Source organism: Brevundimonas sp. AVps5 (assembly GCF_058681515.1).
In genome coordinates this window covers 2572687-2596888 of record NZ_CM178740.1, presented here as the reverse complement: position 1 = coordinate 2596888, position 24202 = coordinate 2572687, and the positions used below count along the sequence as shown (strand labels likewise).

Annotated in this window: 29 protein-coding genes, 2 tRNA genes and 1 pseudogene; 24 read left to right on the top strand and 8 right to left on the bottom strand. The window is 66.6% G+C overall.

Annotated features, from left to right (window positions below; genetic code table 11):
- Nucleotides 1–29: 29 nt before the first annotated feature.
- On the bottom strand, nt 30–215 hold the full coding sequence (locus ACW18A_RS13180; RefSeq protein WP_492022168.1) for a hypothetical protein: 186 nt from the start codon (nt 213–215) through the stop codon (nt 30–32).
- 219 nt (nt 216–434) lie between these two features.
- Entirely contained in the window at nt 435–1109 is a 675-nt protein-coding gene (locus ACW18A_RS13175; RefSeq protein WP_492022167.1) for a YiaD family glycine zipper/OmpA-like lipoprotein, read from the bottom strand.
- A 255-nt stretch (nt 1110–1364) separates the two neighbouring features.
- Between ACW18A_RS13175 and ACW18A_RS13170 the strand changes: the two genes are divergently transcribed.
- Nucleotides 1365–2276 (top strand): isopenicillin N synthase family dioxygenase, encoded by a 912-nt coding sequence (locus ACW18A_RS13170; protein WP_492024394.1) that lies wholly within the window; start codon nt 1365–1367, stop codon nt 2274–2276.
- Nucleotides 2277–2449: 173 nt separating this feature from the next.
- Here the strand turns inward: ACW18A_RS13170 and ACW18A_RS13165 are convergent, their stop codons facing one another.
- Nucleotides 2450–3442: a complex I NDUFA9 subunit family protein gene (locus tag ACW18A_RS13165; RefSeq protein ID WP_492022166.1), complete on the bottom strand. Its 993-nt coding sequence runs from the start codon at nt 3440–3442 to the stop codon at nt 2450–2452.
- 199 nt (nt 3443–3641) lie between these two features.
- Here ACW18A_RS13165 and ACW18A_RS13160 point away from each other — a divergent pair.
- From ACW18A_RS13160 to ptsN, 10 genes are all read left to right on the top strand, one after another.
- Nucleotides 3642–3728 (top strand) — tRNA-Leu (locus ACW18A_RS13160).
- Nucleotides 3729–4080: 352 nt separating this feature from the next.
- A complete protein-coding gene (locus ACW18A_RS13155; RefSeq protein ID WP_492022165.1) occupies nt 4081–4695 on the top strand; it encodes a ribonuclease D in 615 nt (204 codons plus the stop codon).
- A complete protein-coding gene (lptC, locus tag ACW18A_RS13150) occupies nt 4692–5348 on the top strand; it encodes an LPS export ABC transporter periplasmic protein LptC (RefSeq protein WP_492022164.1) in 657 nt (218 codons plus the stop codon). The genes ACW18A_RS13155 and lptC overlap by 4 nt, the downstream gene beginning before the upstream one ends.
- A gap of 1 nt (nt 5349) precedes the next feature.
- Nucleotides 5350–5841 (top strand): LptA/OstA family protein, encoded by a 492-nt coding sequence (locus ACW18A_RS13145; protein ID WP_492022163.1) that lies wholly within the window; start codon nt 5350–5352, stop codon nt 5839–5841.
- A gap of 6 nt (nt 5842–5847) precedes the next feature.
- Nucleotides 5848–6639: an LPS export ABC transporter ATP-binding protein gene (lptB, locus tag ACW18A_RS13140; protein WP_492022162.1), complete on the top strand. Its 792-nt coding sequence runs from the start codon at nt 5848–5850 to the stop codon at nt 6637–6639.
- A 128-nt stretch (nt 6640–6767) separates the two neighbouring features.
- Nucleotides 6768–7271 (top strand): hypothetical protein, encoded by a 504-nt coding sequence (locus ACW18A_RS13135; RefSeq protein ID WP_492022161.1) that lies wholly within the window; start codon nt 6768–6770, stop codon nt 7269–7271.
- A gap of 66 nt (nt 7272–7337) precedes the next feature.
- Complete coding sequence (gene csgH / locus ACW18A_RS13130; protein ID WP_492022160.1) at nt 7338–7724, top strand: curli-like amyloid fiber formation chaperone CsgH; 387 nt, start codon at nt 7338–7340, stop codon at nt 7722–7724.
- Between the two features lie 222 nt (nt 7725–7946).
- Nucleotides 7947–9449, top strand: coding sequence for an RNA polymerase factor sigma-54 (gene rpoN, locus ACW18A_RS13125; RefSeq protein ID WP_492022159.1), 1503 nt, complete (start codon nt 7947–7949; stop codon nt 9447–9449).
- Nucleotides 9450–9523: 74 nt separating this feature from the next.
- Nucleotides 9524–10189 (top strand): ribosome hibernation-promoting factor, HPF/YfiA family, encoded by a 666-nt coding sequence (gene hpf, locus ACW18A_RS13120; RefSeq protein WP_492024393.1) that lies wholly within the window; start codon nt 9524–9526, stop codon nt 10187–10189.
- A gap of 86 nt (nt 10190–10275) precedes the next feature.
- Entirely contained in the window at nt 10276–10746 is a 471-nt protein-coding gene (ptsN, locus tag ACW18A_RS13115) for a PTS IIA-like nitrogen regulatory protein PtsN (protein ID WP_492022158.1), read from the top strand.
- A 115-nt stretch (nt 10747–10861) separates the two neighbouring features.
- Here the strand turns inward: ptsN and ACW18A_RS13110 are convergent, their stop codons facing one another.
- Both ACW18A_RS13110 and ACW18A_RS13105 read right to left on the bottom strand, forming a co-directional pair.
- On the bottom strand, nt 10862–11116 hold the full coding sequence (locus ACW18A_RS13110; RefSeq protein WP_492022157.1) for a DUF1150 family protein: 255 nt from the start codon (nt 11114–11116) through the stop codon (nt 10862–10864).
- Between the two features lie 82 nt (nt 11117–11198).
- A complete protein-coding gene (locus ACW18A_RS13105; RefSeq protein ID WP_492022156.1) occupies nt 11199–11615 on the bottom strand; it encodes an Hsp20 family protein in 417 nt (138 codons plus the stop codon).
- 258 nt (nt 11616–11873) lie between these two features.
- Between ACW18A_RS13105 and ACW18A_RS13100 the strand changes: the two genes are divergently transcribed.
- The 6 genes and pseudogenes from ACW18A_RS13100 to ACW18A_RS13075 all read left to right on the top strand — a co-directional run bounded on the left by ACW18A_RS13100 (nt 11874) and on the right by ACW18A_RS13075 (nt 16493).
- Nucleotides 11874–14087 carry an AGE family epimerase/isomerase gene (locus tag ACW18A_RS13100; protein WP_492022155.1) on the top strand — a complete coding sequence of 738 codons (2214 nt, stop codon included), beginning with the start codon at nt 11874–11876 and terminating at the stop codon, nt 14085–14087.
- A gap of 91 nt (nt 14088–14178) precedes the next feature.
- Entirely contained in the window at nt 14179–14550 is a 372-nt protein-coding gene (locus ACW18A_RS13095) for a leucine zipper domain-containing protein (protein ID WP_492022154.1), read from the top strand.
- A gap of 298 nt (nt 14551–14848) precedes the next feature.
- Nucleotides 14849–15037: pseudogene (locus ACW18A_RS13090) on the top strand (LuxR C-terminal-related transcriptional regulator); the annotation flags it as partial.
- Nucleotides 15038–15167: 130 nt separating this feature from the next.
- Complete coding sequence (locus ACW18A_RS13085) at nt 15168–15428, top strand: hypothetical protein (protein WP_492024419.1); 261 nt, start codon at nt 15168–15170, stop codon at nt 15426–15428.
- A 189-nt stretch (nt 15429–15617) separates the two neighbouring features.
- Nucleotides 15618–15983 carry a hypothetical protein gene (locus tag ACW18A_RS13080; RefSeq protein WP_492022153.1) on the top strand — a complete coding sequence of 122 codons (366 nt, stop codon included), beginning with the start codon at nt 15618–15620 and terminating at the stop codon, nt 15981–15983.
- Between the two features lie 57 nt (nt 15984–16040).
- On the top strand, nt 16041–16493 hold the full coding sequence (locus ACW18A_RS13075) for a hypothetical protein (protein ID WP_492022152.1): 453 nt from the start codon (nt 16041–16043) through the stop codon (nt 16491–16493).
- Nucleotides 16494–16542: 49 nt separating this feature from the next.
- On the opposite strand, the gene ACW18A_RS13070 is transcribed toward ACW18A_RS13075, so the two are convergent.
- Together ACW18A_RS13070 and ACW18A_RS13065 are read right to left on the bottom strand one after the other, a co-directional pair.
- Nucleotides 16543–16618 (bottom strand) — tRNA-Ala (locus ACW18A_RS13070).
- A gap of 182 nt (nt 16619–16800) precedes the next feature.
- Nucleotides 16801–17259 (bottom strand): TIGR02300 family protein, encoded by a 459-nt coding sequence (locus ACW18A_RS13065; RefSeq protein ID WP_492022151.1) that lies wholly within the window; start codon nt 17257–17259, stop codon nt 16801–16803.
- A 133-nt stretch (nt 17260–17392) separates the two neighbouring features.
- On the opposite strand from ACW18A_RS13065, the gene aroA reads away from it, so the two are divergent.
- From aroA to ACW18A_RS13030, 7 genes are all read left to right on the top strand, one after another.
- Entirely contained in the window at nt 17393–18709 is a 1317-nt protein-coding gene (aroA, locus tag ACW18A_RS13060; RefSeq protein WP_492022150.1) for a 3-phosphoshikimate 1-carboxyvinyltransferase, read from the top strand.
- Nucleotides 18706–19017: a hypothetical protein gene (locus ACW18A_RS13055; protein ID WP_492022149.1), complete on the top strand. Its 312-nt coding sequence runs from the start codon at nt 18706–18708 to the stop codon at nt 19015–19017. The genes aroA and ACW18A_RS13055 overlap by 4 nt, the downstream gene beginning before the upstream one ends.
- Nucleotides 19014–19664, top strand: a complete 651-nt coding sequence (gene cmk, locus ACW18A_RS13050; protein ID WP_492022148.1) for a (d)CMP kinase — start codon at nt 19014–19016, stop codon at nt 19662–19664. Before ACW18A_RS13055 ends, cmk begins: the two co-directional genes overlap by 4 nt.
- Before the next feature lie 158 nt (nt 19665–19822).
- A complete protein-coding gene (gene rpsA, locus ACW18A_RS13045) occupies nt 19823–21526 on the top strand; it encodes a 30S ribosomal protein S1 (RefSeq protein WP_492022147.1) in 1704 nt (567 codons plus the stop codon).
- A 282-nt stretch (nt 21527–21808) separates the two neighbouring features.
- On the top strand, nt 21809–22099 hold the full coding sequence (locus ACW18A_RS13040) for an integration host factor subunit beta (RefSeq protein WP_492022146.1): 291 nt from the start codon (nt 21809–21811) through the stop codon (nt 22097–22099).
- 47 nt (nt 22100–22146) lie between these two features.
- A complete protein-coding gene (gene mscL / locus ACW18A_RS13035) occupies nt 22147–22566 on the top strand; it encodes a large-conductance mechanosensitive channel protein MscL (RefSeq protein ID WP_492022145.1) in 420 nt (139 codons plus the stop codon).
- A gap of 65 nt (nt 22567–22631) precedes the next feature.
- Nucleotides 22632–23006, top strand: a complete 375-nt coding sequence (locus tag ACW18A_RS13030; RefSeq protein WP_492022144.1) for a four helix bundle protein — start codon at nt 22632–22634, stop codon at nt 23004–23006.
- Between the two features lie 33 nt (nt 23007–23039).
- Here ACW18A_RS13030 and ACW18A_RS13025 read toward each other — a convergent pair whose 3' ends face one another.
- Nucleotides 23040–24158 (bottom strand): GNAT family protein, encoded by a 1119-nt coding sequence (locus ACW18A_RS13025; RefSeq protein ID WP_492022143.1) that lies wholly within the window; start codon nt 24156–24158, stop codon nt 23040–23042.
- Between the last annotated feature and the right edge of the window lie 44 nt (nt 24159–24202).

The window sequence follows — 24202 nt, the reverse complement described above, 5'->3', positions numbered from 1 at the left end:
CCGCGTTGTCGATTTCCGCAAGAAGCCGCTCAGCCGCTGGTGCGGATCAGGACGGCGTCGTTGGTCGAACGGGCGGGCGCCTGGCGGTCGACGATCGACTGGCCGATGGCGATGACGAGAGTGGCCGTGAGGACCGCGGATGCAACGGCGGCTGCGACAATCCTGGCCCCCTGGGCCAGATGGCCGCCGCCGCGACTCCAGATGTCCTGATCCATGCCGCTCCCCCGAGTCGTCAGCAGGCTCAGGGACCACAACAGACATCGGGACGCAAGTCACTGAACCGTGTGCTCTAGACATTGTTTGGCCGGCACCCGGAGGGGCGCCGGCCAGTGACTTTGTTGTTGCGCTACCGCTCGACGCACGGCGTCTCGCTGCTTGAGCGCAGTTGTTGCGCCACCGCTCGACGGAGGGTGCCTCGCGGCCAGAGCGCGGGATCAGCCCGTGAAGGGACGGATCAGGATCTCGACGCGGCGGTTCTGGGCGCGGCCCTCGACGGTGGCGTTGGAGGCGACCGGAACGCGCGAGGACTGGCCGGCGACGAACAGGCGTTCGCGCAGCACCCCGCGACCGATCAGGGCGTCGGCGACCGCTATGGCGCGGCGCTCCGACAGGGGCTGGTTGATCGCATCGCCGCCCGAGGAATCGGTGTGACCGACGATGTCCACCAGCGAGCGATCAAATTCCTGAAGCACCGCCGCCACGTCGGACAGCACCGCGTCGAAGCGCGGCTCAATGTTCGACTGGTTCACGGCGAAGGTGACGTCGGACGGCATCCGCAGGACCAGGGTATCCCCCTGGCGCGCCACGCCGACGCCCGTGCCGCTGAGTTCAGCCTCAAGGGCCTGCTGCTGACGATCCATATAGTTGCCGACGGCCGCGCCACCGAGGGCTCCGACGCCGGCGCCGATCAGGGCGTTGCGACGGCCCTGCTCGCCGTTGGAGGTGTTGGTCAGATAGCCCAGCACCGCGCCGCCCAGGGCCCCGGCCAGGATGCCCGTGCCGGTGTTGTTGCGGCGGGGCCCCGAGGAATAGGGGTCGGTCGTGGTGCAGGCGGTCGCGCCCAGCATGGCGGCGACCCCGAGGCCCGTGACGAACAGGTTCATACGCATGAGATGGTCCTTTGAGTGTAGGCGTTCCTATCGACCGGAAACGTGGCCTTACGGTGAAGGTTCCCCCCTGACCCCGGGATGAACGAACCTCATCGTCCTGGCGTTGCGACCTCAATCTGCCAATTTCCGGCGGCAGGGCGTATGACCGTCTCCCGCCGCGGTCTCTGGATCGCCGCGCACGAACTGAAAGGCACGCCCGTGACCTCCACCCTCGATGCTCCCTCCGTCGCCGCCAAAGGCATCAAGCCGGTTTCCATGTCGCGCCATGACGAAGACTTCCAAGGCTTCAGCGACGATCTGGGAGCCTCGTTCAGGCGCTACGGCTTCGCCGTGATCTCGGATCATGGACTGGACGAGGACATCATCAAGGCGGCCCTCGACGACGCAAGGGCCTTCTTCGCCCTGCCGGAAGAGGTGAAGCGCCGGTACCATCAACCGGGCACGGGCGGGGCGCGCGGCCTGACGCCGTTCGGGGTCGAGGCGGCCAAGGGGGCGGCGGCCGTGGACCTGAAGGAGTTCTGGCACGTCGGGCGCGAGCTGCCGGAGGGCCATCCCTATCGCAAATACATGCGCGACAACCTGTGGCCGACCGAGGTCCCGGGCTTCAGGCCGCATTTCTACGGTATGTTCGAGGCGCTGGATCAGCTGGGCCGGAAGATCCTGAAGGCCATCGCCCGGTACATGACGCTCGGCGACGACTTCTTCGAAGACAAGGTCGAGCTGGGGAACTCCATTCTGCGGATGCTCCACTATCCCCCTGTGCCGGCGGGCGCGTCGGGTGTTCGGGCCGGGGCGCACGAGGACATCAACGTCATCACCCTTCTGCTCGGTGCCGAAGAGGCCGGGTTGCAGCTGAAGGACGCGGACGGCGAGTGGCTTGAAGTCGCGCCTCCGCCGGGCGCCCTGGTCGTGAACATTGGCGACATGTTGCAGCGGCTGACCAACCACGTCCTTCCGTCGACCAGCCACCGGGTTGTCAATCCGACGCCGGACCGGGCCAGTTTCGCCCGGTATTCGACGCCCTTCTTCCTGCACTTCAACCCGGATTTCGTGATCGAGACCCTGCCGTCGACGATTTCGGCGGAGAACCCGGATCGCTATGCGGGCAGGTCGATCATGGCCGAGGACTTCCTGACCGAGCGGCTGAAGGAAATCCGGCTGCTGTAGTGGTTCCCTCTCCCGGTGGGAGAGGGATTGAGCGCCCGAGAGCCGTAAGGCGATCGGTCTTGCGCGAAAGGGTGAGGGTCGGACCTGAGCTCTAGCGGACGACCCTCACCCTTTCGGCTGGCGCATCGCTACGCTCTGCGAGCCTCAAGCCCTCTCCCAACGGGAGAGCGATGCTAGACGGCCGCTTCCGCCTGCGCCGCGCCCGGGTTCACCGCGAACTGACCGCCGCGGCGGTAGCGCCAGAGATAGGCGGGGGCGATGGCCTCAAGGCCCGTCGCTTCGATGCCCATGGCGGACAGGCCCTCGGCACCCGGGGCCACGACATTGTCGGTCTTCAGCATCAGGACCTGATCGCGCGTCAGCACCGGCGGGATGCCGAGGACGGCGGTCATCTGGGCCAGCGACCCGATCATCTCGGCGGCGAAGAAGGGCAGGGGCGCCAGCAGGCGGCGGCGGCCGGTCTCGCGCAGGATGTATTCGAGGATCTGTTTGAACGACCAGACCGCGGGGCCGCCCAGCTCGAAGGTGCGGCCGGCGGCGTCGGTGCGGACGACGGAGCGGGCGATGGCCTCGGCCACGTCGCCGACCCAGACCGGCTGGAACTTCGTCTCGCCGCCGCCGATCAGGGGCAGGGCGGGTGACATCGTGGCCATCGACGCGAAGCGGTTGAGGAAGCCGTCGCCGTTTCCGAACACGATCGAGGGACGCAGGATGACAGAGTCGGGCCTGACCGCGCGGACGGCGGCCTCGGCCTCGCCCTTGGTGCGGCCGTAGTCGGCTTCGGACCGGGCGTCGGCGCCGATGGCCGACATCTGCACGAGGCGGCCGACGTGGGCGGCCACGCAGGCCTCGGCGATGTTGCGGCTGCCCTCGACGTGGGATTTCTCGAAGCCGCGGCCGGGGGTTTCGAACAACAGGCCGACCAGGTTCACGGCGGCGTCTGCGCCCTTCAGGGCGGCGGCGACGTCGGCGGGGCTGGTGATGTCGCAGCGGACGGGCTGGATCTGGCCGACGTCGCCGAGGATGCGCAGGTCCTGCGCCAGCGCCGGCTTCCGCACCGCGACGCGGACGCGCCAGCCCTGGCGGGTCAGGGCGCGCACGGCCTGGGTTCCGACAAAGCCGGAGCCGCCGAAGACGGTGACCAGGCCGGGGGTGGATTCGGACATCGGGCGTTCCTCGAAGGGGCGTCTGGAAAGGCCGCGCGGGCCTGACAGGCGGGGGATAGACGATGGACCCGACGCCCGCAACGCGGGGCTTGGCCGGAAGCCGGAGGAAACCGCCGAAAACCGTGTTGACCCGCTCCGTACACTGCCTTAAGGGTCCGCGCCTTCCGGGCAGGAACGCGTTTCGACGTGGTTCTCCGGGGCCCAGGTGGCGGAATTGGTAGACGCGCTGGCTTCAGGTGCCAGTGATAGAAATGTCGTGGAGGTTCGAGTCCTCTCCTGGGCACCAGTTTCGAACGGCGTCGCATCGCAAGGTGCGGCGCCGTTTTCGTTTCCGGCTCTGTGCCAAGCGGCGAAAGGTGCCAGTGATAGTGCTGGTGAGCCAGGGGTGGGTGCGGGGGCGTGCGGTGCGCTTGGGCTGGTGTGATCGTCTTGCTCGCCAGCACTGTCACTATCATCCAAATCGTGCCGGGCGGCGAAAGGTGCCAGTGATAGTGCTGGAGAGCCAGGGGTGGGTGGTGAGCGCACGGGGCCCAGGGTGGGCGTGATCCTCTTGCTCACCAGCACTGGCACTATCACACGGCCCCGCATCCGGAAGGCGCGGGCCTCGCATCCCGCCCCCTGCTGGTCTAGGAGACGGCATGACTGTTTATCTGCATGAGGGCGATCTGCCCGACGGGCTGGATCTCGGGTCCGAGGTGGCGGTGGATTCCGAGACCATGGGGCTGCGCTTCCGGCGCGATCCGCTGTGCGTGGTCCAGCTGTCGGCCGGCGACGGCGACGCCCATGTCGTCCGCCTGAACCGCCCGGGCTACGACTGTCCGAACCTGAAGCGTCTGATGGCTGATACGGACGTATTGAAGATCTTCCATTTCGGCCGGTTCGACATCGCGATGGTGGAACTGCATCTCGGCGTCGAGACCGGGCCGGTCTATTGCACCAAGATCGGCTCCAAACTGGCACGGACCTATACCGACCGGCACGGGCTGAAGGACGTGGCGCGCGAGCTGGCGGGGATCGACCTGTCCAAGGCACAGCAGTCGTCGGACTGGGGCGCGCCGGAGCTGTCGCAGGCCCAGCTTGAGTATGCCGCCAGCGACGTTCTGCACCTGCATGTCATCATGCGACGGCTGAACGAGATGCTGGTCCGCGAAGGCCGGATGGAACTGGCCCAGGCCTGTTTCGACTTCCTGCCCGTCCGCGCCCGCCTTGATCTGCGCGGCTGGGACGAGATGGATATCTTCGCGCACACATGACCTTCGACCCGGCCGATGACAGGAAGCGCGCCGACGAGGCGCGGCTGGCCCAGCAGGCCGGCCGCTGGCGCTCGCGCTCCCGCCGGGTTCAGCTTTATCGCCGCCTTCTGCCGATCCTGATCGTGGTGCTGGCCGGCGGGGCCCTGAGCTGGACCGTGTTCCGCACCGTCATGTCCGGCGTGGAGCGCGACGCCAGCGCGGCCAGGGAAATCCGGCTCGACAACCCCATGTTCCACGGTCAGGACGCCGAGGGCCGCGCCTTCATCATCGGTGCCCAGGGCGCGTTGCGCGATCCGGCGACCGGGCGTTTCCGGCTCAACGGCCCCGTGCTGAGGCTTAATCTCGGCGGCACCAAGGTGACCGAGATAACCGCCGACGCAGGCATCTACAACGAGGCCGAACGCTCGGTGACCATCGGTCCGAACGTGCGGATTTCCGACGGCGGATCGGGCTTCACCCTGACGACGCCCGAGGCCGTGGTCGACACTGCGACCGGTGTCGTGACCGGCGACAAGGGCGTCGAGGGACGCGGCCCCCTTGGAACCATCTCGGCAACGTCCTATGCCATCCATGAACAGGGCAGACGGGTCGTGTTCAGGGGCTCTGGCGACAACAAGGTGCAGGGGACCATCAACCCCGCTTCCGGTGAATGACATGAAGACCAGCCACCTCATCCTGACCGGCGCAAGCGTCCTGGCCCTGGGCCTGGGCGGCATGGCCGTCGCACAGACGCGCTCAAGCGTCAGCAACCAGCCGATCGGCTACGGCGCCGACACGGGCGAACTGACCAATACCGCCGTCTCCCTGAGCGGCCGGGCAGAGATCACCCAGGGCGACACCCGTCTGCGCGCCAACGCCATCGAGGGCGTGCGCGACGCCTCGGGTGCCCTGACCCGCATCGAGGCCTCGGGGGAGGTCTATTACGTTACCCCCAATGAGACGATCCGGGGCGACCGGGCGATCTACACTGTCTCGAACGCCACCGTTGTGGTGACCGGCGACGTGATCCTGACCCAGGGCCAGAACGTCCTGACGGGTGGCAGCCTGACCTACAATGTCGACACCGGCCAGGCGCGGATCCAGGGCGGACCCGCGGCAAACGGCGGCCGGGTCCGCGGTGTCTTTTATCCGCAGGGCGCCAACTAGCCCTCTATGGCCCGCAAGGAACTCTCAGCCCTTAATCTGGAAGACCGCGGGGCCCCGGCCGCCGCGCCCGAACCCGTGCCCGAGAAGGGCCTGCGGGTGCGCAACATCGCCCGGGCCTTCGGCGCGCGTCAGGTCGTCTCCGACGTCTCCCTGACGGTCCAGCGCGGCGAGGTCGCGGGCCTGCTGGGTCCGAACGGCGCCGGCAAGACCACCTGCTTCTACATGATCACCGGCCTGATCCCGGCCGACAGCGGCTCGATCTGGCTGGACGGCGAAGACATCACGGCCCAGCCGATGTACCAGCGCGCCCGCATGGGTCTGGGCTATCTGGCGCAGGAGGCCTCGATCTTCCGCGGCATGACGGTCGAGCAGAACGTCATGGCGGTGGTCGAGCTGAACGAAACCGGCAAGGCGATCGAGACCGAGACGACACGACTGCTCGAGGAATTGCATATCGACCACCTGCGCCACGCCCCGGCGCAGAGCCTTTCGGGCGGCGAGCGGCGTCGGGTCGAGATCGCGCGCTCCCTCGCCGGAAAGCCCAGCTTCATGCTGCTGGACGAACCCTTCGCCGGCATCGACCCCCTGGCCATTGCCGACATCCGCCAGGTCATCCGCTATCTGGCGGGCGAGGGGATCGGCGTCCTGATCACCGACCACAATGTGCGCGAGACGCTCGACATCATCGATCGCGCCTCGATCATCTCGAACGGCTCGGTCCTGTTCGAAGGCACCGCCGACGAGGTCATTCACGACCCCGAGGTGCGCCGCGTCTATCTGGGCGATCTTTACGGCTGACGCCTTCCGGACCGGTGAACCGGGTGTGAATACCGACTTCAGCCTGGCCTCAGTTCGCGGGTGATTAACCTTGGCTGCGATCCGCGCCGGCATCCGGCCTGTCGCGGAAACAGCGAGGAAGTCACACCATGAAACGCACGATCCTTGCGGCCACCGCCGCCACCCTGCTGCTGACCCTGGGCGCGACCCAGGCCAGCGCCCAGAACGCCATCGTCATCGACCAGTATGGCGCCGCCAATTCCTCCTCCGCCGCCCAGAACGGGCGCTGGAACCGTGTGGTCTCGGAACAGTTCGGGTCGTCGAACGCCGCCCAGAGCCGTCAGCGGGGCTTCCGCAACTTCGTCCAGAGCACCCAGTACGGGTCCCGCAACGGCGTCAGCAGCCAGCAGAACGGCCGCAACAACTATTCCGTGACCGGCCAGTCCGGCGACAACCTCTCGGCCCGGACTTATCAGGACGGCAACAACAATATCTCGGGCATCGCCCAGATCGGTTCGGGCCATTCGGCCGTGGCCGAGCAGGCCGGCTCCAACAACATCTCGGGCATCATCCAGGTGGGCCGCGGCCAGACCACCCGCACCCGTCAGGTCGGCGACGGCAACGTCACCCTGACCATCCAGGGCGGCTACTGATCCGGCACCGGGACGGCGGCGTGCGGGCCGCCGTCCCGATCGCCCTCATTCCAGATGGAGATGAACATGAACGCCCGCAATTCTGTCGTCGCGATCGCGGCGGTCACCCTCGGTCTCGGCGGAAGCGCCCTGGCGCTTCCAACCCCGGAGGTTCCTTCAACTCAGCTCCGTTGCGACATCGAAGTCGTCTCGACGCCCCAGGGCACACGCTTGCGACCCATCGCCCGTTCTGCGGCCGACCTTTCGGGATCCTATCGGCTCAACGTGGAGACGTCCGGGGGCGGCGGTGGCTCCAGCGTGTCCCAGGGCGGTGATTTCTCGCTCCGTGCGGGCCAGGAGGAGGTGCTGGGCTCCGTCTCGCTGGGCCAGGCCCCCGGCACGCGACTGGTGGCGAGAATGGACCTGTCCTGGGCGGGAGGCACAACGCACTGTGTGCGTCGGGCTGAGCTCTAGAGCATGATCGCTTGAGACAGAACCGCTACGCGGTTCTGGCGAAGGCGTGAATCATGCTCTCGCTCATATCTGGAGCCTGATTCACCGCATCGGCGGAATCGCGGAGCGATTCCTCCTCAACGGATCAGGCTCTGAACCCGCCGCCGTTCGCCTCACGTTAACTGCTGACCTTCATCCTGACAGCAAGTTCCGGGCCAAGACGGCCCTCGCGGGGATATCCGGGTGATCGGTCAGAGGCTTGAGGTTCGGCAGGGGCAGGGGCTGGTCATCACGCCCCAGCTGCAGCAGGCGATCAAGCTGCTGCAACTGTCCAACCAGGAGCTCGACGAATACGTCGAGGCTGAGCTCGAAAAGAATCCGTTGCTCCAGCGCGAGGAAGCGGAGGCCGGCTCAGAGGTCGCGCGCGAGGCACCCGCCGATGCCACCGAACTGAGCTTTTCCGACACCGAGGCGTCGGACCGGTCCTCCACCGTCGATGCGCGCGAGGACGATGTCTATGGCGACGCCACGCCCGGCGAGCGCACCTCTGACCGGCTGTCCGATGAGGCGGCCGAGCAGCCCGGGCTGTCGGACTGGTCCGCAGCGGGCAAGGGCGGGTCGTTCAACGACGGCGACGGCGGCGAACGCCCCGAGCGGCACGATCTGACCCTGTGGGAGCACCTTCAGGCCCAGGCGTCATCCGCCGGGTTCTCGGCCACGGACCACGCGATTGCGCTCTCTCTCATTGATGGTGTCGATGACGGCGGATACCTCCGCGCAGAACTGGCGGAGATCGCCGACCGGCTGGGCTGCGGCCTGGCGCGGGTCGAGGCGGTGCTGGCGGTCTGTCACGGGTTCGAGCCGACGGGCGTCATGGCGCGTTCGGTGCCGGAATGCCTGAAGCTGCAGCTGGTGGAGCGAAACCGGTTCGATCCGGCCATGGGTGCCCTCCTCGATAATCTGGATCTTCTGGCCCGGCGAGACCTGTCGGCGTTGCGCAACGCCTGCGGCGTCGATGCCGAGGACCTGTCGGAAATGATCTCCGAGCTGAAGGCCCTGACGCCCCGGCCGGGCGCGGGCTTCGCCGGCGAGGTCGCCCAGACGGTGATCCCCGACGTCCATGTCCGGCCCGATCCGGCCGGGGGCTGGCGGGTAGAGCTGAACTCCGACACCCTGCCGCGTCTGCTGGTCGACAAACGTTATCACGCCTCGGTTTCGGCCGGGGCGCGGACCGAGACGGAAAAGGCCTTCGTCGCCGACTGCGCGGCCCAGGCCAACTGGCTGGTCAAGTCGCTGGACCAGCGCGCCAAAACCATCCTGAAGGTCGGGTCCGAAATCGTGCGCCAGCAGGACGCCTTTCTGGCCTTCGGCGTGGAGTTCCTGCGGCCGCTGAATCTCAAGACCGTAGCCGACGCCATCGGCATGCACGAATCGACGGTCAGCCGGGTCACGTCGAACAAATATGTCTCGACCCCGCGCGGTGTATTTGAACTGAAGTTCTTCTTCACCGCCGCGATCCAGGCGACCGACGGCGGCGCGAGTCACTCCGCCGAGGCCGTCCGTCACCGGATCAAGTCGATGATCGACCACGAAGGTCGCGACGGCGACGTTTTGTCCGACGACCGGATCGTCGAGATCCTTAAGGAAGCCGGCATCGATATCGCCCGCAGAACGGTAGCCAAGTATCGGGAAGCGCTGAGAATTCCGTCGTCGGTCGAGCGCCGGCGCATGCTGAAAACGGGTTAACCGAACAACAAAGCGTGACTGTGAAAACGGTGTTCCTGATTGACACCTTTCGCGGTCGGTCGCGTTCTATCCCTATGCAAGTCCAGGTCAGCGGCAAGCAAGTGGATGTCGGCGAAGCGTTAGGCTCGCGCATCTCCCAGGAACTCGAAGACGGAGTCGGAAAATATTTCGAACGCGGCGGCCAGGACGCCGAGGTCGTGGTGTCCAAGGACGGCTACGGCTTCAAGGTGGACTGTTGGGTCCGCCTCGCGTCCGGGCAATCGCTCGTGACCACGGGCCTCGGCGGCGACGCCCATGCCGCCTTCACAGACAGTCTTGAGAAGCTTGAGAAGAGGGTCCGGCGATACAAGCGCCGCCTTAAGGATCACCACATCGGACCCAAGGGCCTGTCGCCCGAGAAGACCGAATTGGCCGCCGCTTCCGTGGCTCGCAGCATTGTGCTGCGCAATCCCGACGATGAGGTCGAGGATTCCCTGTTCGACACCGCCGGCGAAACCGACGGCCCCCCGCCGGTCGGCATGGTCATCGCCGAAAGCATTTCGGAGATCCGCACCATAACGGTCGGACGCGCGGTGCTGGAACTCGACATGACCGGCTATCCGGTGGTGCTGTTCAGGAATGCCGCGCATGGCGGCCTTTCGGTCGTCTATCGCCGCCCCGACGGCAATGTCGGGTGGATAGACCCGGAACGCACCGCGTCGTTGAACGGACACGGTTCTGTAAAGGGTTCTGGCGCATAAGACTTCCCAGGGGCGCGCGAACCGTCTAGACGGCGCGCGCCCCTCAAGGGGGCAGCCCACAACCTCGAGTATGAGTCGGGACGATCATGGACATTGGGGAACTGCTGGTTCGGGACGGTATCGTCCTGAGGAGCGGCGCGTCATCGAAGCGGCAGGCCTTGCATGTGCTGGCCGCTGCAGCGGCCCAGTCACTGGGCCAGGACGAGATTCGCGTCTTTGACGCCTTGATGGAGCGCGAGGCGCTGGGCTCGACCGGTCTCGGTTCGGGCGTGGCCGTTCCTCACGCGCGTCTGACCGGTCTGGACAGCGTCAAGGCGGTGTTCGTTCGGCTCGACACGCCGGTCGCCTACGATTCCGTGGACGACCGCCCGGTCGATCTGATGTTCGCCCTGTTCGCGCCGCCGCGCGACGGCGCCGAGCATCTGAGGGCGCTGGCGGCGGTCTCCAGGGCGCTCCGCTCGTCGGAACTGCGCGAACAACTGCGCCAGGCCCGGACTGAGGATGCGATCCACGCCCTCTTCGTGCGCGACGCCAACGCGCCGGCCACGGCGGCCTGAGGAGGGTGGCGGGCAGCGAGTGACGACGGGCGAGGGGTTCGCCGGCCCACCGTCGCCTGGAGCCCCGGCGCTCAACGTTGAACGCGAAACTCGCTACTCGATACCCGCGACCCGGCTAGTGCACCGAAACCGGTGCCAGTTCGTGCGCCACGGCGGCGGCGAAGGCCGTTTCGCGATCCATCATCACAGCCAGACGCTCCCCGTTCGCGCTGTGGACGGCGTAAAGGGTCCGGTCGGGGTCGATCACCAAACCTTTGGCGTCTTCCAGCGGGACGTCAGCCATCACGTCGGCGGCGGTGATCTCGCGCACGTAAACGAGGTCGGGCGCGCCCAGGCCTGCGAAATCCTTGTTGGTCATCATCGGCGTCATAGAGACCGCTTCCTTTTCAATAAGACAACGCCCGGACGCGCCGCGGGTTCGCAGCCCCGTCGCGGCGAGGATGTCCGGGTGATCAGCCGACGCTGATCGGGATACGACGGACCGGCTCGACATTCTCCGGCCGGAGCAGATCGACGTGCAGCAGGCCGTGCTCCAGCCGGGCACCCTCGACCTCCAGACCGTCGGCGAGGACGAAGCTGCGCACGAAGCCGCGCGCCGCGATGCCGCGATGCAGGAAGGCCTGATCCGGCGAGGCGCCTTCGCGCTTGCCGGCGATGGTCAGCTGACGGCCCTCGATCGTGATGGCCAGGTCGTCGGGCGCGAAGCCGGCCACAGCCAGCGAGATGCGCACGGCGTGATCACCCAGCTGCTCCACATTATAGGGCGGGTAGCTCTCGGCCGCGGCCTTGGCGGCGCGGTCGATCAGGGCGCGGGTCTGGTCGAAGCCCAGCAGGAAGGGGCTGTCGAACAGCACGGTTCGGGTCGTCATGGTTCAGTCCTCGACAAGCGACTGCGGCTTCAAGCCCCCCGGGACCGGCGGGGCGTCAACCGTGACCCGATATGGGCAGGCGCGGCAGCGGGAGCAAGAGCGCTCGCCTCGGCGGGTGCAGGCCGATCATCCGGCTGAGCGAACGACGCGGTTGCGACCCATCGGGGCAGCCACTAAGGTTCCAGAGCTCCGCCGACTTCCGGGCGCGCTGTTATCTCTCGGTAGCATCCAGATAGTTGCAGTTCAGGCGGTCGCCAGATGGCGCTATATCCGGTGATCATGTGTGGCGGAACCGGCACGCGGTTATGGCCGGCATCGCGCCCCTCTCGTCCGAAGCAGTTCATCCCGCTGGCGGGCAATCGTTCCCTGCTTCAGGAGACGGCCGCTCGCGTCGCGTCGTTGGCCGGCGACGACGGGCGGCTGATCGTAGTCGGTGGCCTCGACCATCGTGTGTGGATCATCGAGCAACTTGCCGAGCTTGAGATCGACGCCCAGATCTTGCTGGAGCCGGAAGCCCGTGATTCTGCGGCCGCCATGGCAGCGGCCGCTGTCTGGGCGGCCAGAAGAGATCCGGAGGCCCGCCTCGCCTTCGTCGCCTCGGACCATCACATTCCCGATCATCGGGCTTTCCGTGCGGCAATCATCGAAGCCGCGGAAAGCGCGGCCCAGGGTCGCATTGTCACCCTCGGTGTGACGCCGTCGGGACCCTCTCAGGCCTATGGCTACATCAAGCCGTCAGGTCGCGGCCTGACAGAGGTGCAAGCCTTTGTCGAGAAGCCGGATCGCAACCTGGCCCAGACCTACGTCGACGCCGGCTACCTGTGGAACAGCGGCAACTTCATCGTGTCAGCGCAATCGCTCATCGACGAACTGGCCACTCACGCACCAGCCGTTCTGGAAGCCGTGCTATCTTCACTGGAGACGGAGGAGGCTGGCGATATTCAGACGCTTGGCGTGGCATTCAGCGGCTCTCCCAAGATTTCCATCGACTACGCCGTAATGGAGAAGACCACCCGCGCCTCGGTGCTGGAGGTCGATTTTCTGTGGTCCGACCTGGGATCGTGGGATGCGATCGCCGCCAGCGGCGAGGGGGATACCGGTCAGCATATCTTCGAGGGATCCGAAGGCTGTCTCGTCCGGGCGCCCGATGGGGTCCTGGTGGCGGCTCTGGGCGTCAGAAACCTCGCTATCGTCGTTGAGGAGGACGCCGTCCTCGTTTGCGATCTGGCGCACTCTCAAGGCGTCAAGAAGGTGGTTGATCGCATCCGGGCGACTTCGCCGCGCCATCTCGACTTCGCCAGGCCGTTGCCGGAAGACCTGGTTTCCGGGGCCGCCCGCGTCTCCGACTGGATGCGGCTGAGAGCCCTGCCGACCTGGTCGACCCTTGGCCAGTCGGAAGCCGGCGCCTTCGTCGAGGTCCTGTCGCTCGATGGGAGAGCGCCGAATCTGCCGCGCCGGGCGCGAGTGCAGGCGCGCCAGATCTTCGTCTACGCCAGCGCCGGGATGAACGGCTGGAAGGGGCCGTGGCGCGGTATCGTCGAGCGAGGGCTTGACCGGCTCTATGCTGAGTACTTGCGGCCTGACGGCCTGTGCAGGGCTCTCCTGTCCCCCGATGGCCAACCGCTGGACGAGACCCCCTACCTCTACGACCAGGCCTTCGTTCTGTTCGCCCTGGCGACGGCGAAACGGGCCGGAATCGACGACCCGACCCTGGAGGCCCGGGCAGTGAAGCTCCGCGACGCAGTCCTGGCGGCTGGGCCCTCGACCGGTGGGTTGATCGAGGCGGGCGACCAGCCCTATCAGGCCAATGCCCACATGCATCTTCTGGAGGCCTGCCTCGGCTGGGAGGCTGTCGGCGGCGACGCGGGCTGGACGGCGCTGGCCGACCGGATCGTCGATCTGGCCATGACGCGGTTCATCGACGCCAAAAGCGGGTTCCTGCGGGAGTTCTTCGGCCCCGACTGGGCCCCGGCGCCGGGTGATGACGGACGGCTGCTCGAACCGGGCCACCAGTTCGAATGGGCATGGCTGCTGGCCAAGGTCGCGCGCTCGCGGGACCGCCCCGATCTGCTCGCGGCGTCCCGGCGTCTCTATGCCCACGGCCGGAAAGGCGTGGCCGAGCGCCCGGCCGTCGCGATCGATGCGATGAACGACGACGGCACGGTCCGAAGCGGCCGGGCCAGGCTGTGGCCTCAGACCGAATGGCTGAAGGCGTCGCTGATCCTGGTCGAGAGCGCGAACGACGGCGAACGGCAGAGGCTGCTGGACGATGCCGCCGCGGCGCTACGTGCGCTCTGGCTCTATCTGACGCCCGACGGCCTGTGGCGGGACAAACATCTGCCTCAGGGCGGCTTCCTCGACGAGCCGGCACCCGCCAGCTCGTTCTACCACATCGCCGCCGGCTTCGATCAGCTGATGGAAACGGGGCGTGTCGAGGGGTTGGTTGGCTTGTCGGACATCGGCCTGGCCTAGCTGTCGAAGCTACGAAGGTTTTTCACTCGAGGGGTTCTGAGAAGCTGGGGTTGCGAACCAGCCACCCCTCAGCGGAGCCTCTCGGACGAACATGCACAAGAATGCCCGGCTGACGCCGTCGGGTCGAGCCTTGCTGGCGGAACGGATCGAGACGGGGTGGCGAGCGGACGCAGCGGCCTGGGCGGCGGACGTGTCGGTTCGCACGGCGCGCAAATGGTTGAAGCGCCGTCGTCAGGGCGAGGGCCATGTGGATCGCAGCTCGGCAACAAGCCATTGCCCGCACCGGACATCGCGGACGCGCGTCGCCGAGATTGAGCGGCTCAGACGTGAGCGTATGACCGGTCTCCGGATCGCGCGGGCCGATCTCAGCTCTAGGCGCCAACGTCCGGACGACAAAGGTGATGCCAGACCCTTGCCGGGTCCCATAAAGTGGACAAGGGACAGGACCCTGCGGCGCTGCTGATCGCTTTCGAACAAGTCCCCGACCGGCACCTGCAGAACCTCCCCTACCTTCAATCGTTTGGAGGCCGAGATGCGGTTGGTGCCGCGCTCGTAGGGCTGGGCCCGCTGAAAGGTCAGGCCCAACCGTTCCGCCAGATCGGACTGGAACAGGCCCTTCATGCGGCGCAACGTCGTGAGGCCAGGGCCGACTGCGACATCAACAGGATTGGGATCAGACATAAATCGGGGCTACTGCTTCGTGGACGGGATCAAGGCACCGGTCTTGACGTCCTCTTCTCAGCCGCAGGTAACGGGCCTCCATGTCGCAGTCCGAGGAAGAAACGCAGTCGAGGGTGGCGCGCCTGTCCGAGCGTGAGCGGGAGGTCATGGCCTATGTCGCCGCCCACTATCAGAGCAAGGCGATCGCGCGACGGCTGGGTACGGCACCCAAGACCGTGGACGCCCAGATCGCCAGGGCCTGCAAGAAGCTGGGCGCCGACAATCGCAACGACGCCGTCCGCAAATTGATCGGCGCGGGCGTTCGCCTGGACATAGGGGATTATCCCCTATGGGCATCAGCCCCGCTAGCCGGGCGGGAGAATGAGCAGCCTTATCGGGACCTCGACAACGGGGATCCCGATGCAAACCACTTCAACCCAACCCATACCCCAACAGGGCTACGACCTGGACGCCCTGCTTCCGGCGATGACCTATCGGGATCTGCAACTGGCGCTTGGCCAGGTCTCGGTCGGCGAAAAGCACCGGCGGATGATCCCCTATCTGGCCTCCGCCCTTCAGGAGCAGGCGAAATACCTGACCGGACAACTGGTCATGTTCGAGATCCTGAGATCGGCCAACTGTCTGGCGGACGTCGGTCCGTCGCAGATTCTGGACGCCTAGACCTTCACCCCGGCGTGACCCGCCTGGGGATCGCCGCGGGGATCGCGGTCGGCCTCGCGATAGTGGCGCCGGCGGCCCTCTACGGAGCCATCATGCTCCAGCGGCTCGTGCTTTCGCTTCAGTAGCGCCGCCCGCCCTCTCGCCCATCGAAATCCCTGCAATGCCGCTCTTCGCGGCCGAGGAACCCTCATGTCCAATCGCAATGATGCGGCCCGACGGGTCGCGCAACTGATCAACGACGCCGAACAGGCCATGGACGTCGCCATGGCCAGGGCCGCGCTTCTGGTGACGGAACTGCCCAAATTGCAGAGCGAAGCCGGTCTGCACGCCTCCTGGGCCCAGCCGGTCATCGTCTCGGTCTGCTCGGCCCTGGGCGACATGACGACGGCGCGCGGCTCGATCATCGGCGCGCACAAGTCGCTGTCCGCCATCCAGCGCCGCCTGGGCATCCTCATGGAAGGCACGACCAATCCGAAGGAGGACGAGGTTCCCGAGGAGCGCTATCCCGCTCCGCGCGCGGGTCGCTCCGAGACGGTGGTTCCCCTGCGGGCGTGATCCGCGCTACCGCCCGGCGCACAAGGGCGTCATGATGTCTGTCTCGCGATAGGGGTCATGACGCCAGTGACGGGCGCCTTCAGCAATCTGCACGTAATCCTCGGGATGGCGGCCGCAGTCGTCGTTCTCGGCGCGGCGGTGGCTTTCGGTTCCACGCGCCTGCGTCTGGTCGGCCTGCTGCAAGCTGTTGAAAACTTCGGCATCATCCTTCTGGCCGGTGCCGCGTCGCCCGGCGACCGTCTTCTCCTGATGGACGCCAAGTCCTTCCTTGTGCTGCTGGTCTATGGCGTGATGTGTTTCCGCTGGCCCGACCGGTGGGTGATCCTGTTGACGGGCCTTCAGGGCTTCGCCGTCCTGCTTCATCTCTCAGACTTGCTGGACGTATCCCTGCCGAGGTCGGTGAACGGCCTGTTCCTCAACGTCACCGGCTGGGGAATGTTGCTGGTCCTCGCGACCGCCACCGCGATCCATATCTTGAACCGCTTCGACCGGCCCGACGCGCGGGCCTGACGCCGGAAACCAAAGGGGGCCGACAGCGAACTGTCGGCCCCCAGGAATTTGGTGGAGCTTAGCGGAGTCGAACCGCTGACCTCTTGCATGCCATGCAAGCGCTCTACCAGCTGAGCTAAAGCCCCGAACCTCTGGACCTTGGGTCCTTCGGTCTGGTCCGCCGGGTCTGGTGTGGGGCCCGGCGAGGCGGCGGAACCTATGTCGGGTCGATTTTGAGATCAACCCGGTTCCGCCATTTATTTTCGCATTCTTCCCGTCGATGCCGGACCGGTCAAAACCGGTCCGGAAATCAATCGATTAAGGGCGATCAGTCGTCGTCCTTCGCGCCTTTGGCGATGTCTTCGTTGAAGGCGTCGTCGTCCTCGTCCTCGATGAAGGGGACGGAGTCGTCATCGTCGTCGTCGGCCAGGACATCGTCGTCGCCGTCGGTCGTGCCCATGCCGGCCTCTTCGGACGGATCGGTCACGGTGTCGTCCTCGTCGTCCGGCGTCAGGATCGGCTCGTGGCCTTCCTGATCGATTTCGGGCGTTACGACTTCTTCTTCTTCGTCCTCGTCGTCGGTCGCCTTCTTCTCGACGACCTGATCTTCGGCGTCGTCGGCGGCATAGCCGCCCGGACGGCCCCGGCGACTGCGGAGCTTGATGGCTTCTTCAGGATCGAACTCGTGCTCACATTTCGGGCAGTGAGCGGGGCGACGGCCCAGGTCGTAGAATTTGGCCTGGCAGTTCGGGCAGACCTGCTTGGCGCCAAGTTTGGGATCGGCCACGGGTGATGGAGACCTTTGGATGGAGGAGGGGATTTCGGCCGCGTCCCTTGCCACTATGGGGGGGCGCTGTCAAAAGCCGTGTTCGGCTTGGCCTTCGCCCGCACCCTCCCCCACTGCATTCCATGGAGCCTCCGTGGCCTCCACCGCCTCCCACCTGACCGCGCGCCCCGGCCGCCCCTTGCGCGGGACTGTTCGGGCGCCGGGCGACAAATCCATCTCCCATCGCTCCATGATCCTGGCCGCCATGGCCTCAGGCGTGACCGAGATCGAGGGGCTGCTGGAGGGCGACGACGTCCTGGCCACGGCTCGGGCGGCAGCGGCCTTCGGCGCGACGGTCGAGACACTCGGCGGCGGCCGCTGGCGGGTCACCGGGCGCGGCGGGTTCCAGACCCCGTCCCTCGTCATCGACTGCGGCAACGCCGGCACCGGCGTGCGCCTGCTGATGGGCGCGGCGGCCGGCTATCCGATCCCGGCGACCTTCGACGGCGACGCCTCCTTGCGGTCCCGCCCGATGGGCCGGGTCACCGATCACCTGACCCGGATGGGCGCGACCTTCGACTGGAGCGGAGAGCCGGGCCTCCTGCCCGCGACCCTGACCGGCGGCGGGTTGAACGCCATCGACCACGTCCAGACCGTCGTCTCGGCCCAGGTGAAGTCGGCCATCCTGCTGGCCGGGCTGAACGCCCGGGGCGTCACCTCCGTCACCGAACCGGAGAAGAGCCGCGACCACACCGAGCGGATGCTGCGGGCCTTCGGCGCGACCGTGGATGTCGAGGAGCAGGGCGAGGGCTGGATCATTCGCCTTAAGGGCGGTCAGCCCCTGACCGGGACCTCCGTGTCCGTGCCGGGGGATCCGTCGTCGGCGGCCTTCCCGCTGGCGGCCGGGCTGATCGTCCCGGGCTCGGAGGTCACCGTCGAAGGCGTGATGCTCAATCCGCTGCGCACCGGCCTGTTCGAGACCTGGATCGAGATGGGCGCCGACCTGACCATCACCAACCGCCGCGTCTCGGGCGGAGAGGATGTCGGCGACATCACGGCTCGGCATTCGGCCCTCAAGGGCGTCGTCGTGCCGGAGAGTCGCGCCGCCTCGATGATCGACGAATATCCGATCCTCGCCGCCACGGCGGCCTTCGCCGAGGGTCGGACCGTCATGCGCGGCGTCGGCGAAATGCGGGTCAAGGAGAGCGACCGCATCCGCCTGATGGTCGACGGCCTGCGCGCTTGCGGCGTCGCCGTGGAGGAGGAGCCCGACGGATTCATGGTCACCGGAGGCAGGGTTCCCGGCGGCGCCACCGTCCAGACCGCCCACGACCACCGCATCGCCATGAGCCACCTGGTCCTCGGCCTCGCCGCCGCGAACCCGGTCACCGTCGACGAGCCTGACATGATCGCCACGAGTTTTCCGGGCTTCGTCCAAATGATGCAGGGGCTGGACGGAGACATCCGTTGAAACTGCACAATGGAGTTCCTGTCGCCCGTGGCGAAGAAGGCGATCCGGTGCGTCTGGTCCTGGCAGCCGTCCTCACCTTCCTGCTCGGCTGGTGGTTCCTGGCTGTGCAAGCCGCAGGCGAGATCAGCATCAGAGCCGGACCGCGGTCGGCACGGGGAACATTTTCGGCCGATCGGTTGACTGACCCCGATCAGTTCTACGGTGCCCTCGCTGTCATCGGTGTTCTTTTTCTGGCCGCACTGGCCGGTCTGGCGTCGACGGCCTGGGACCTTGTCGTTGCCGCGCGGCGTGATAGCGGTCGTTCATGACCCAACCGTTCGTCATCGCCGTCGATGGGCCCGCCGCCTCGGGCAAGGGCACAATCGCCTCGCGCCTGGCCGTCCGGTACGGCCTGCCCTTCCTCGACACGGGTCTGCTGTATCGCGCCGTGGGTCTCGACGTGATCACCGGCGGCGGCGACCTGGGCGATGCGAAGGCGGCGGAAGCGGCGGCCCGCGCCCTCGATGCCGGACGCCTGTCCGATGACGCGGCCCTGACCAGTGGCGACGCCGGCGAGGCGGCCAGCCGCGTCGCGGGCTTCCCGGGTGTTCGCGCCGCCTTGCTGGATCTGCAACAGGCCTTCGCGCGCCAGGCGGGCGGGGCGGTGCTGGACGGCCGCGATATCGGCACCGTCATCGCCCCGGACGCCCAGGCCAAGCTGTTCGTCACCGCGACGCCCGAGACCCGCGCGCGGCGCCGCTGGCTGCAGCTGACCGGGCGCGGCGATCCCATCACCTACGAGGCCATGCTGGCCGACATCCAGCGCCGGGACGAGCGCGACGCAGGCCGCGGCTCAGCCCCCATGGTCCAGGCGGACGACGCCGTCTTGCTGGACACGACCGATATGGATATAGAGACCGCCTTCGATGCGGCCCGCCGTATCGTCGAGGCGGCGCGCGCGAAACACGGTCTCTAAGGCCCGTTCCGCAAATCCAACGCTCCAACCTCGGCTTCCGCGGGCGCTCTGGCTCAAGATCGCCTCGCCTCGAAACGTTTGACTTTCCAACTTCTCCTTCACCTCGCGCGGGGCCGTCAGGTCACGCGCCACAGCCCTATCGGAAACACCAGAGCTTCATGTCTGATACTCTCAACCCCACGCGCGACGACTTCTCCGCCCTGCTCGACGAGCAGCTGCAAGGCCGCGATCTCGGCGAAGGCCAGGTCGTTCACGGCCGCGTCGTCGGCATCGAAAAAGACATCATCATCATCGACGTCGGTCTGAAGACCGAAGGCCGCATCCCCGCCCGCGAGTTCGGTCAGGGCGAAGGCGCCGTCATCCCGAAGGTCGGTGATGACGTCGAAGTCTACCTGGAGCGCGTCGAGAACGCCCTGGGCGAGGCCGTCATCAGCCGCGACAAGGCTCGCCGCGAAGAAGCCTGGACCCGTCTGGAAGTCGTCTTCGCCGAAGGTCACCCGGTCAACGGTGCCATCGTCGGTCGCGTCAAGGGCGGCTTCACCGTCGACCTGGGCGGCGCCTCGGCCTTCCTGCCGGGCTCGCAGGTCGACATCCGCCCGGTGCGCGACGTCGGCCCGCTGATGGGCAAGGAACAGCCGTTCCAGATCCTCAAGATGGACCGCCCGCGCGGCAACATCGTCGTCTCGCGTCGTGCGATCCTGGAAGAAGCCCGCGCCGAACAGCGCACGGAGCTGGTCGGCCAGCTGCAAGAGGGTGAAGTCCGCGACGGCGTCGTCAAGAACATCACCGACTACGGCGCGTTCGTGGACCTGGGCGGCATCGACGGACTGCTGCACGTCACCGACATGTCGTGGAAGCGCGTCTCCCACCCGTCGCAGGTGCTCGCCGTCGGCGACACCGTCCAGGTCCAGATCGTCAAGATCAACCCGGACACCCAGCGCATCTCGCTGGGCATGAAGCAGCTGCAGTCCGATCCGTGGGACGGCGTCGAAGCCAAATACCCGCCGGGCGCCAAATACACGGGCCGCATCACCAACATCACCGACTACGGCGCGTTTGTTGAGCTGGAAGCCGGCGTTGAAGGCCTGGTGCACGTCTCGGAAATGTCCTGGACCAAGAAGAACGTCCACCCCGGCAAGATCGTCTCGACCTCGCAGGAAGTCGACGTCGTGGTTCTGGATGTCGACGCCTCCAAGCGCCGCATCTCGCTGGGCCTGAAGCAGGCCCAGGACAATCCCTGGGATGCGTTCGTCGCCGCCAACCCGATCGGCTCGACCGTCGAGGGCGAAGTCAAGAACGCCACCGAGTTCGGCCTGTTCATCGGCCTGGACAACGACATCGACGGCATGGTGCACCTGTCCGACCTCGACTGGTCGGTCTCGGGTGAAGAAGCCATCCAGCGCTACCGCAAGGGCGAGATGGTCAAGGCCAAGGTCCTCGACGTCGACGTCGAGAAGGAGCGCGTCTCGCTCGGCATCAAGCAGCTGGGCGGCGATCCGGTCGGCGACGGCGAAACCTACAAGAAGGGCCAGACCGTCACCCTGACCGTCACGTCCATCGAGTCGGGCGGTATCGAAGTGAAGTTCGGCGAAGACGACGCGCCGGTCTCCAGCTTCGTGCGCAAGTCGGACATCAGCCGCGACCGCAACGAGCAGCGCCCCGAGCGCTATGCTGTCGGCGATCGCGTCGACGCCCAGATTACGGGCATCGACAAGGCCACCCGTCGCGTCTCGGTCTCGATCAAGGCTCTGGAAATGGCCGACGAGAAGGAAGCCATCGATCAGTTCGGGTCCTCGGACTCGGGCGCCTCGCTGGGCGACATCCTCGGCGCGGCCCTGCGTGAGAAAGCCGGCAAGGAGTAGTCCTCCTTCCGATCTGACAAGAATGTGAGGGGGCGGCCGGAGTGATCCGGCCGCCCTTTTCATTGTCCGCTTTCGGGCCGGAGATGCAGTGTCCGGTTGATTGCACGCCGGTCGTCGATTGTTGATCTGTGTACGGTTGCCGACATTTAACGATCTTCCCTGACGGAAACTGACGATCAGGCCTTTTTCGCTCGCCGCGCGAAGGCTAGGGTGCCCGGCGTAAGACGATTGAAGTTGCACCCCTATTTGCTCCAGGTGAGCAGGAAAGGCCGGGGCCTGGCCATGATCAAGTCTGAGCTCATCGAGAAATTGGCGGGCGAGAACACGCATCTGACGCATGCCGAGGTCGAGCGTGTGGTCAATGTCGTGCTCGGGCGCATGACCGAAGCCATGGCTGAGGGCGGCCGCGTCGAGCTTCGGGGCTTCGGGGCCTTCTCCGTTCGAGCACGGCCTGCCCGCGCCGGACGCAACCCGCGCACCGGCGAGACCGTGGACGTGCCCGCCAAGTCGGTGCCCTTCTTCAAGAGCGGCAAGGAGCTGCGCGAGCGGCTCAATGCATCCGGGGACGCGTAGGCCGTTCTGCCGGAGTGCCTGACGCTAGGAAACAGAAAGGGCACGCCTTGGGCCTGCTGACCGAATTCAAGGAATTTGCCGCGCGCGGCAACGTCGTCGACCTGGCGGTCGGCGTCATCATCGGCGCGTCCTTCGGCAAGATCGTCACGAGCCTGGTCGAACAGGTGGTGATGCCGCCGATCGGTCTTCTGCTGGGCCGGGTCGATTTCTCTGAATTGAAATGGGTGCTGGCGCCCGAAAACCCGACCACGGAGGCGATCGAGGAGGTCGCCATCCAGTACGGCGCCTTCATCAACACCATCATCCAGTTCGTGATCGTGGCCTTTGTGGTCTTCCTGATGGTCAAGGGCATCAACCGGATGCGCCGCGCCGAGGCCGCCGCACCTGAGCCGGAGACCCCGCCGGCGCCCACACCGACGGAGGCCCTGCTCGCCGAGATCCGCGACGAGCTGAAGGCGCGGACGTAGGTGTTGGGCAGTAGGCATTAGGCAGTAGGCAGTAGGCATTAGGCAGTAGCGAGGTTGGGCGGAGCTTGGAAACGGTCAACAGCTATCGAGACCTCAAGGTCTGGCAGCGCGCGATGGACCTGGCGGTCCTCGTCTATGATCTGACCCGCGATTTTCCAAAGGACGAGCAATTCGGCCTGACGTCTCAAGCGAGACGGGCGTCGGTCTCGATCGCTGCCAACATCGCCGAAGGCTACGGACGTTCCAGCAAGGGCTCCTATCTGCACTTCCTAAGGATCGCGCAGGGCTCTCTGAAGGAAGTCGAAACGCATCTGATCCTCGCTACTCGCGTCTGGATATGCACGGGAGATGCTACCGCTCCAATCCTCTCTGAGACGGATGAGCTCGGCCGCATGCTTCGTGCCCTCATCGTGCGCCTGGAACAGCACCAGGACAGCTGACCTACTGCCTACTGCCTACTGCCTAGTGCCACGTCAGGCCGCCCGACGCTGATCCCCCGCCACCGGCACCGGCCTCAGACAGATGCCGTAGTCGCCGTCGAACGGTGTCGGAGCCCAGGACTCGATTGCCGGTGTCCCGGGGTCGAACCTCACGTGACAATGACCCCAGCCACCTTCGCGTCGGGCCGTATCCGCCAGCGGGCCCATACGTCGGAGCAGTTCAGGGTTGATCGTCTGTATACGGAGTTTTGCCGCCCCGAGGCGGTGGGCGTTGGCCAGCAGGGCCTGGATCAGGGCCGGGATCGCGCGCGGTTCGTCTTCCAGCGCCATCAGATCGACGATCTCCAGCATGGGCGGCTCGATCGGATTGCCCTTGGACATCATCGCCATGGCATACCCGCCGATCGTCTCGCCGCGACCGAAGGCCAGTACGAGCGGACGTAGTGTCAGGTCGGGATCGGCCAGCCGCCAGCGCAGCATGGCCGGGCTGCGGTCGGCGATCAGCCGGTCCTCACCCCTCAGCGCTTCCCAGAAATCCGCGTAGTGCGACGGGTCGGCCAGGTCGGTCAGCATCGTCACCCCGGCGGGCAGATGCAGGGCATCCGGTCCGTTCAATCGGGGATTCAGCAGTCGCTCGGCCCGCGCCTCGGTCAGGCGGGGAACGCGGCGGTCGATCTCCCTCCACAACCGGCCGCCGGCGCAGGCGAGGGCGTCGACCCGCCAGGACAGTTTCACGTCATGGGTCTCGGGCGGCCAGGCGATCATGCCGTGGCGCTTGTAGAGAGGGCTGGACCTCGGATTGGCGTTGAAGACGTAGTGGGCGAACATCTCCGGCTGTCGCGTGAAGGTGTTCAGCAGCTTGAGACTGCGACCCCGGGCACAGGGCGAGATGATGATCGAAAAGCCGGTCGCGCCATACAGGGTCCGGTCGCCGTGGTGGAAGCGCTGGACGAAGTTACCGGTGAAGCCGCAAGCCTCGCCGTCCTCGGCCTCCAGCAGCCAGCCGGCGGGTGCCTTCGTTTCATGCCGCGCCGGATTGCTCGCCAGCCAGTCCCAGCCTGCCTCCGAGCGGGTGGGCCAGCCCACGGAGCTATGCAGGGCGTTGATGGCCCCGTGGTCGCTCGCGTCGATGGGTCGAACCGAAAAGGTCATCCGTCAGGCTCCAAAGCGATACAGCGTCGCCCTTCAACCGCGCA

Bases quoted from the DNA above. Each gene is read 5' to 3' on its own strand.
- ACW18A_RS13180 (WP_492022168.1), bottom strand. From the start codon at position 215: ATGGATCAGGACATCTGGAGTCGCGGCGGCGGCCATCTGGCCCAGGGG.
- ACW18A_RS13175 (WP_492022167.1), bottom strand. From the start codon at position 1,109: ATGCGTATGAACCTGTTCGTCACGGGCCTCGGGGTCGCCGCCATGCTG.
- ACW18A_RS13170 (WP_492024394.1), top strand. From the start codon at position 1,365: ATGTCGCGCCATGACGAAGACTTCCAAGGCTTCAGCGACGATCTGGGA.
- ACW18A_RS13165 (WP_492022166.1), bottom strand. From the start codon at position 3,442: ATGTCCGAATCCACCCCCGGCCTGGTCACCGTCTTCGGCGGCTCCGGC.
- ACW18A_RS13155 (WP_492022165.1), top strand. From the start codon at position 4,081: ATGACTGTTTATCTGCATGAGGGCGATCTGCCCGACGGGCTGGATCTC.
- lptC (WP_492022164.1), top strand. From the start codon at position 4,692: ATGACCTTCGACCCGGCCGATGACAGGAAGCGCGCCGACGAGGCGCGG.
- ACW18A_RS13145 (WP_492022163.1), top strand. From the start codon at position 5,350: ATGAAGACCAGCCACCTCATCCTGACCGGCGCAAGCGTCCTGGCCCTG.
- lptB (WP_492022162.1), top strand. From the start codon at position 5,848: ATGGCCCGCAAGGAACTCTCAGCCCTTAATCTGGAAGACCGCGGGGCC.
- ACW18A_RS13135 (WP_492022161.1), top strand. From the start codon at position 6,768: ATGAAACGCACGATCCTTGCGGCCACCGCCGCCACCCTGCTGCTGACC.
- csgH (WP_492022160.1), top strand. From the start codon at position 7,338: ATGAACGCCCGCAATTCTGTCGTCGCGATCGCGGCGGTCACCCTCGGT.
- hpf (WP_492024393.1), top strand. From the start codon at position 9,524: ATGCAAGTCCAGGTCAGCGGCAAGCAAGTGGATGTCGGCGAAGCGTTA.
- ptsN (WP_492022158.1), top strand. From the start codon at position 10,276: ATGGACATTGGGGAACTGCTGGTTCGGGACGGTATCGTCCTGAGGAGC.
- ACW18A_RS13110 (WP_492022157.1), bottom strand. From the start codon at position 11,116: ATGACGCCGATGATGACCAACAAGGATTTCGCAGGCCTGGGCGCGCCC.
- ACW18A_RS13105 (WP_492022156.1), bottom strand. From the start codon at position 11,615: ATGACGACCCGAACCGTGCTGTTCGACAGCCCCTTCCTGCTGGGCTTC.
- ACW18A_RS13100 (WP_492022155.1), top strand. From the start codon at position 11,874: ATGGCGCTATATCCGGTGATCATGTGTGGCGGAACCGGCACGCGGTTA.
- ACW18A_RS13095 (WP_492022154.1), top strand. From the start codon at position 14,179: ATGCACAAGAATGCCCGGCTGACGCCGTCGGGTCGAGCCTTGCTGGCG.
- ACW18A_RS13085 (WP_492024419.1), top strand. From the start codon at position 15,168: ATGCAAACCACTTCAACCCAACCCATACCCCAACAGGGCTACGACCTG.
- ACW18A_RS13080 (WP_492022153.1), top strand. From the start codon at position 15,618: ATGTCCAATCGCAATGATGCGGCCCGACGGGTCGCGCAACTGATCAAC.
- ACW18A_RS13075 (WP_492022152.1), top strand. From the start codon at position 16,041: ATGACGCCAGTGACGGGCGCCTTCAGCAATCTGCACGTAATCCTCGGG.
- cmk (WP_492022148.1), top strand. From the start codon at position 19,014: ATGACCCAACCGTTCGTCATCGCCGTCGATGGGCCCGCCGCCTCGGGC.
- rpsA (WP_492022147.1), top strand. From the start codon at position 19,823: ATGTCTGATACTCTCAACCCCACGCGCGACGACTTCTCCGCCCTGCTC.
- ACW18A_RS13040 (WP_492022146.1), top strand. From the start codon at position 21,809: ATGATCAAGTCTGAGCTCATCGAGAAATTGGCGGGCGAGAACACGCAT.
- ACW18A_RS13025 (WP_492022143.1), bottom strand. From the start codon at position 24,158: ATGACCTTTTCGGTTCGACCCATCGACGCGAGCGACCACGGGGCCATC.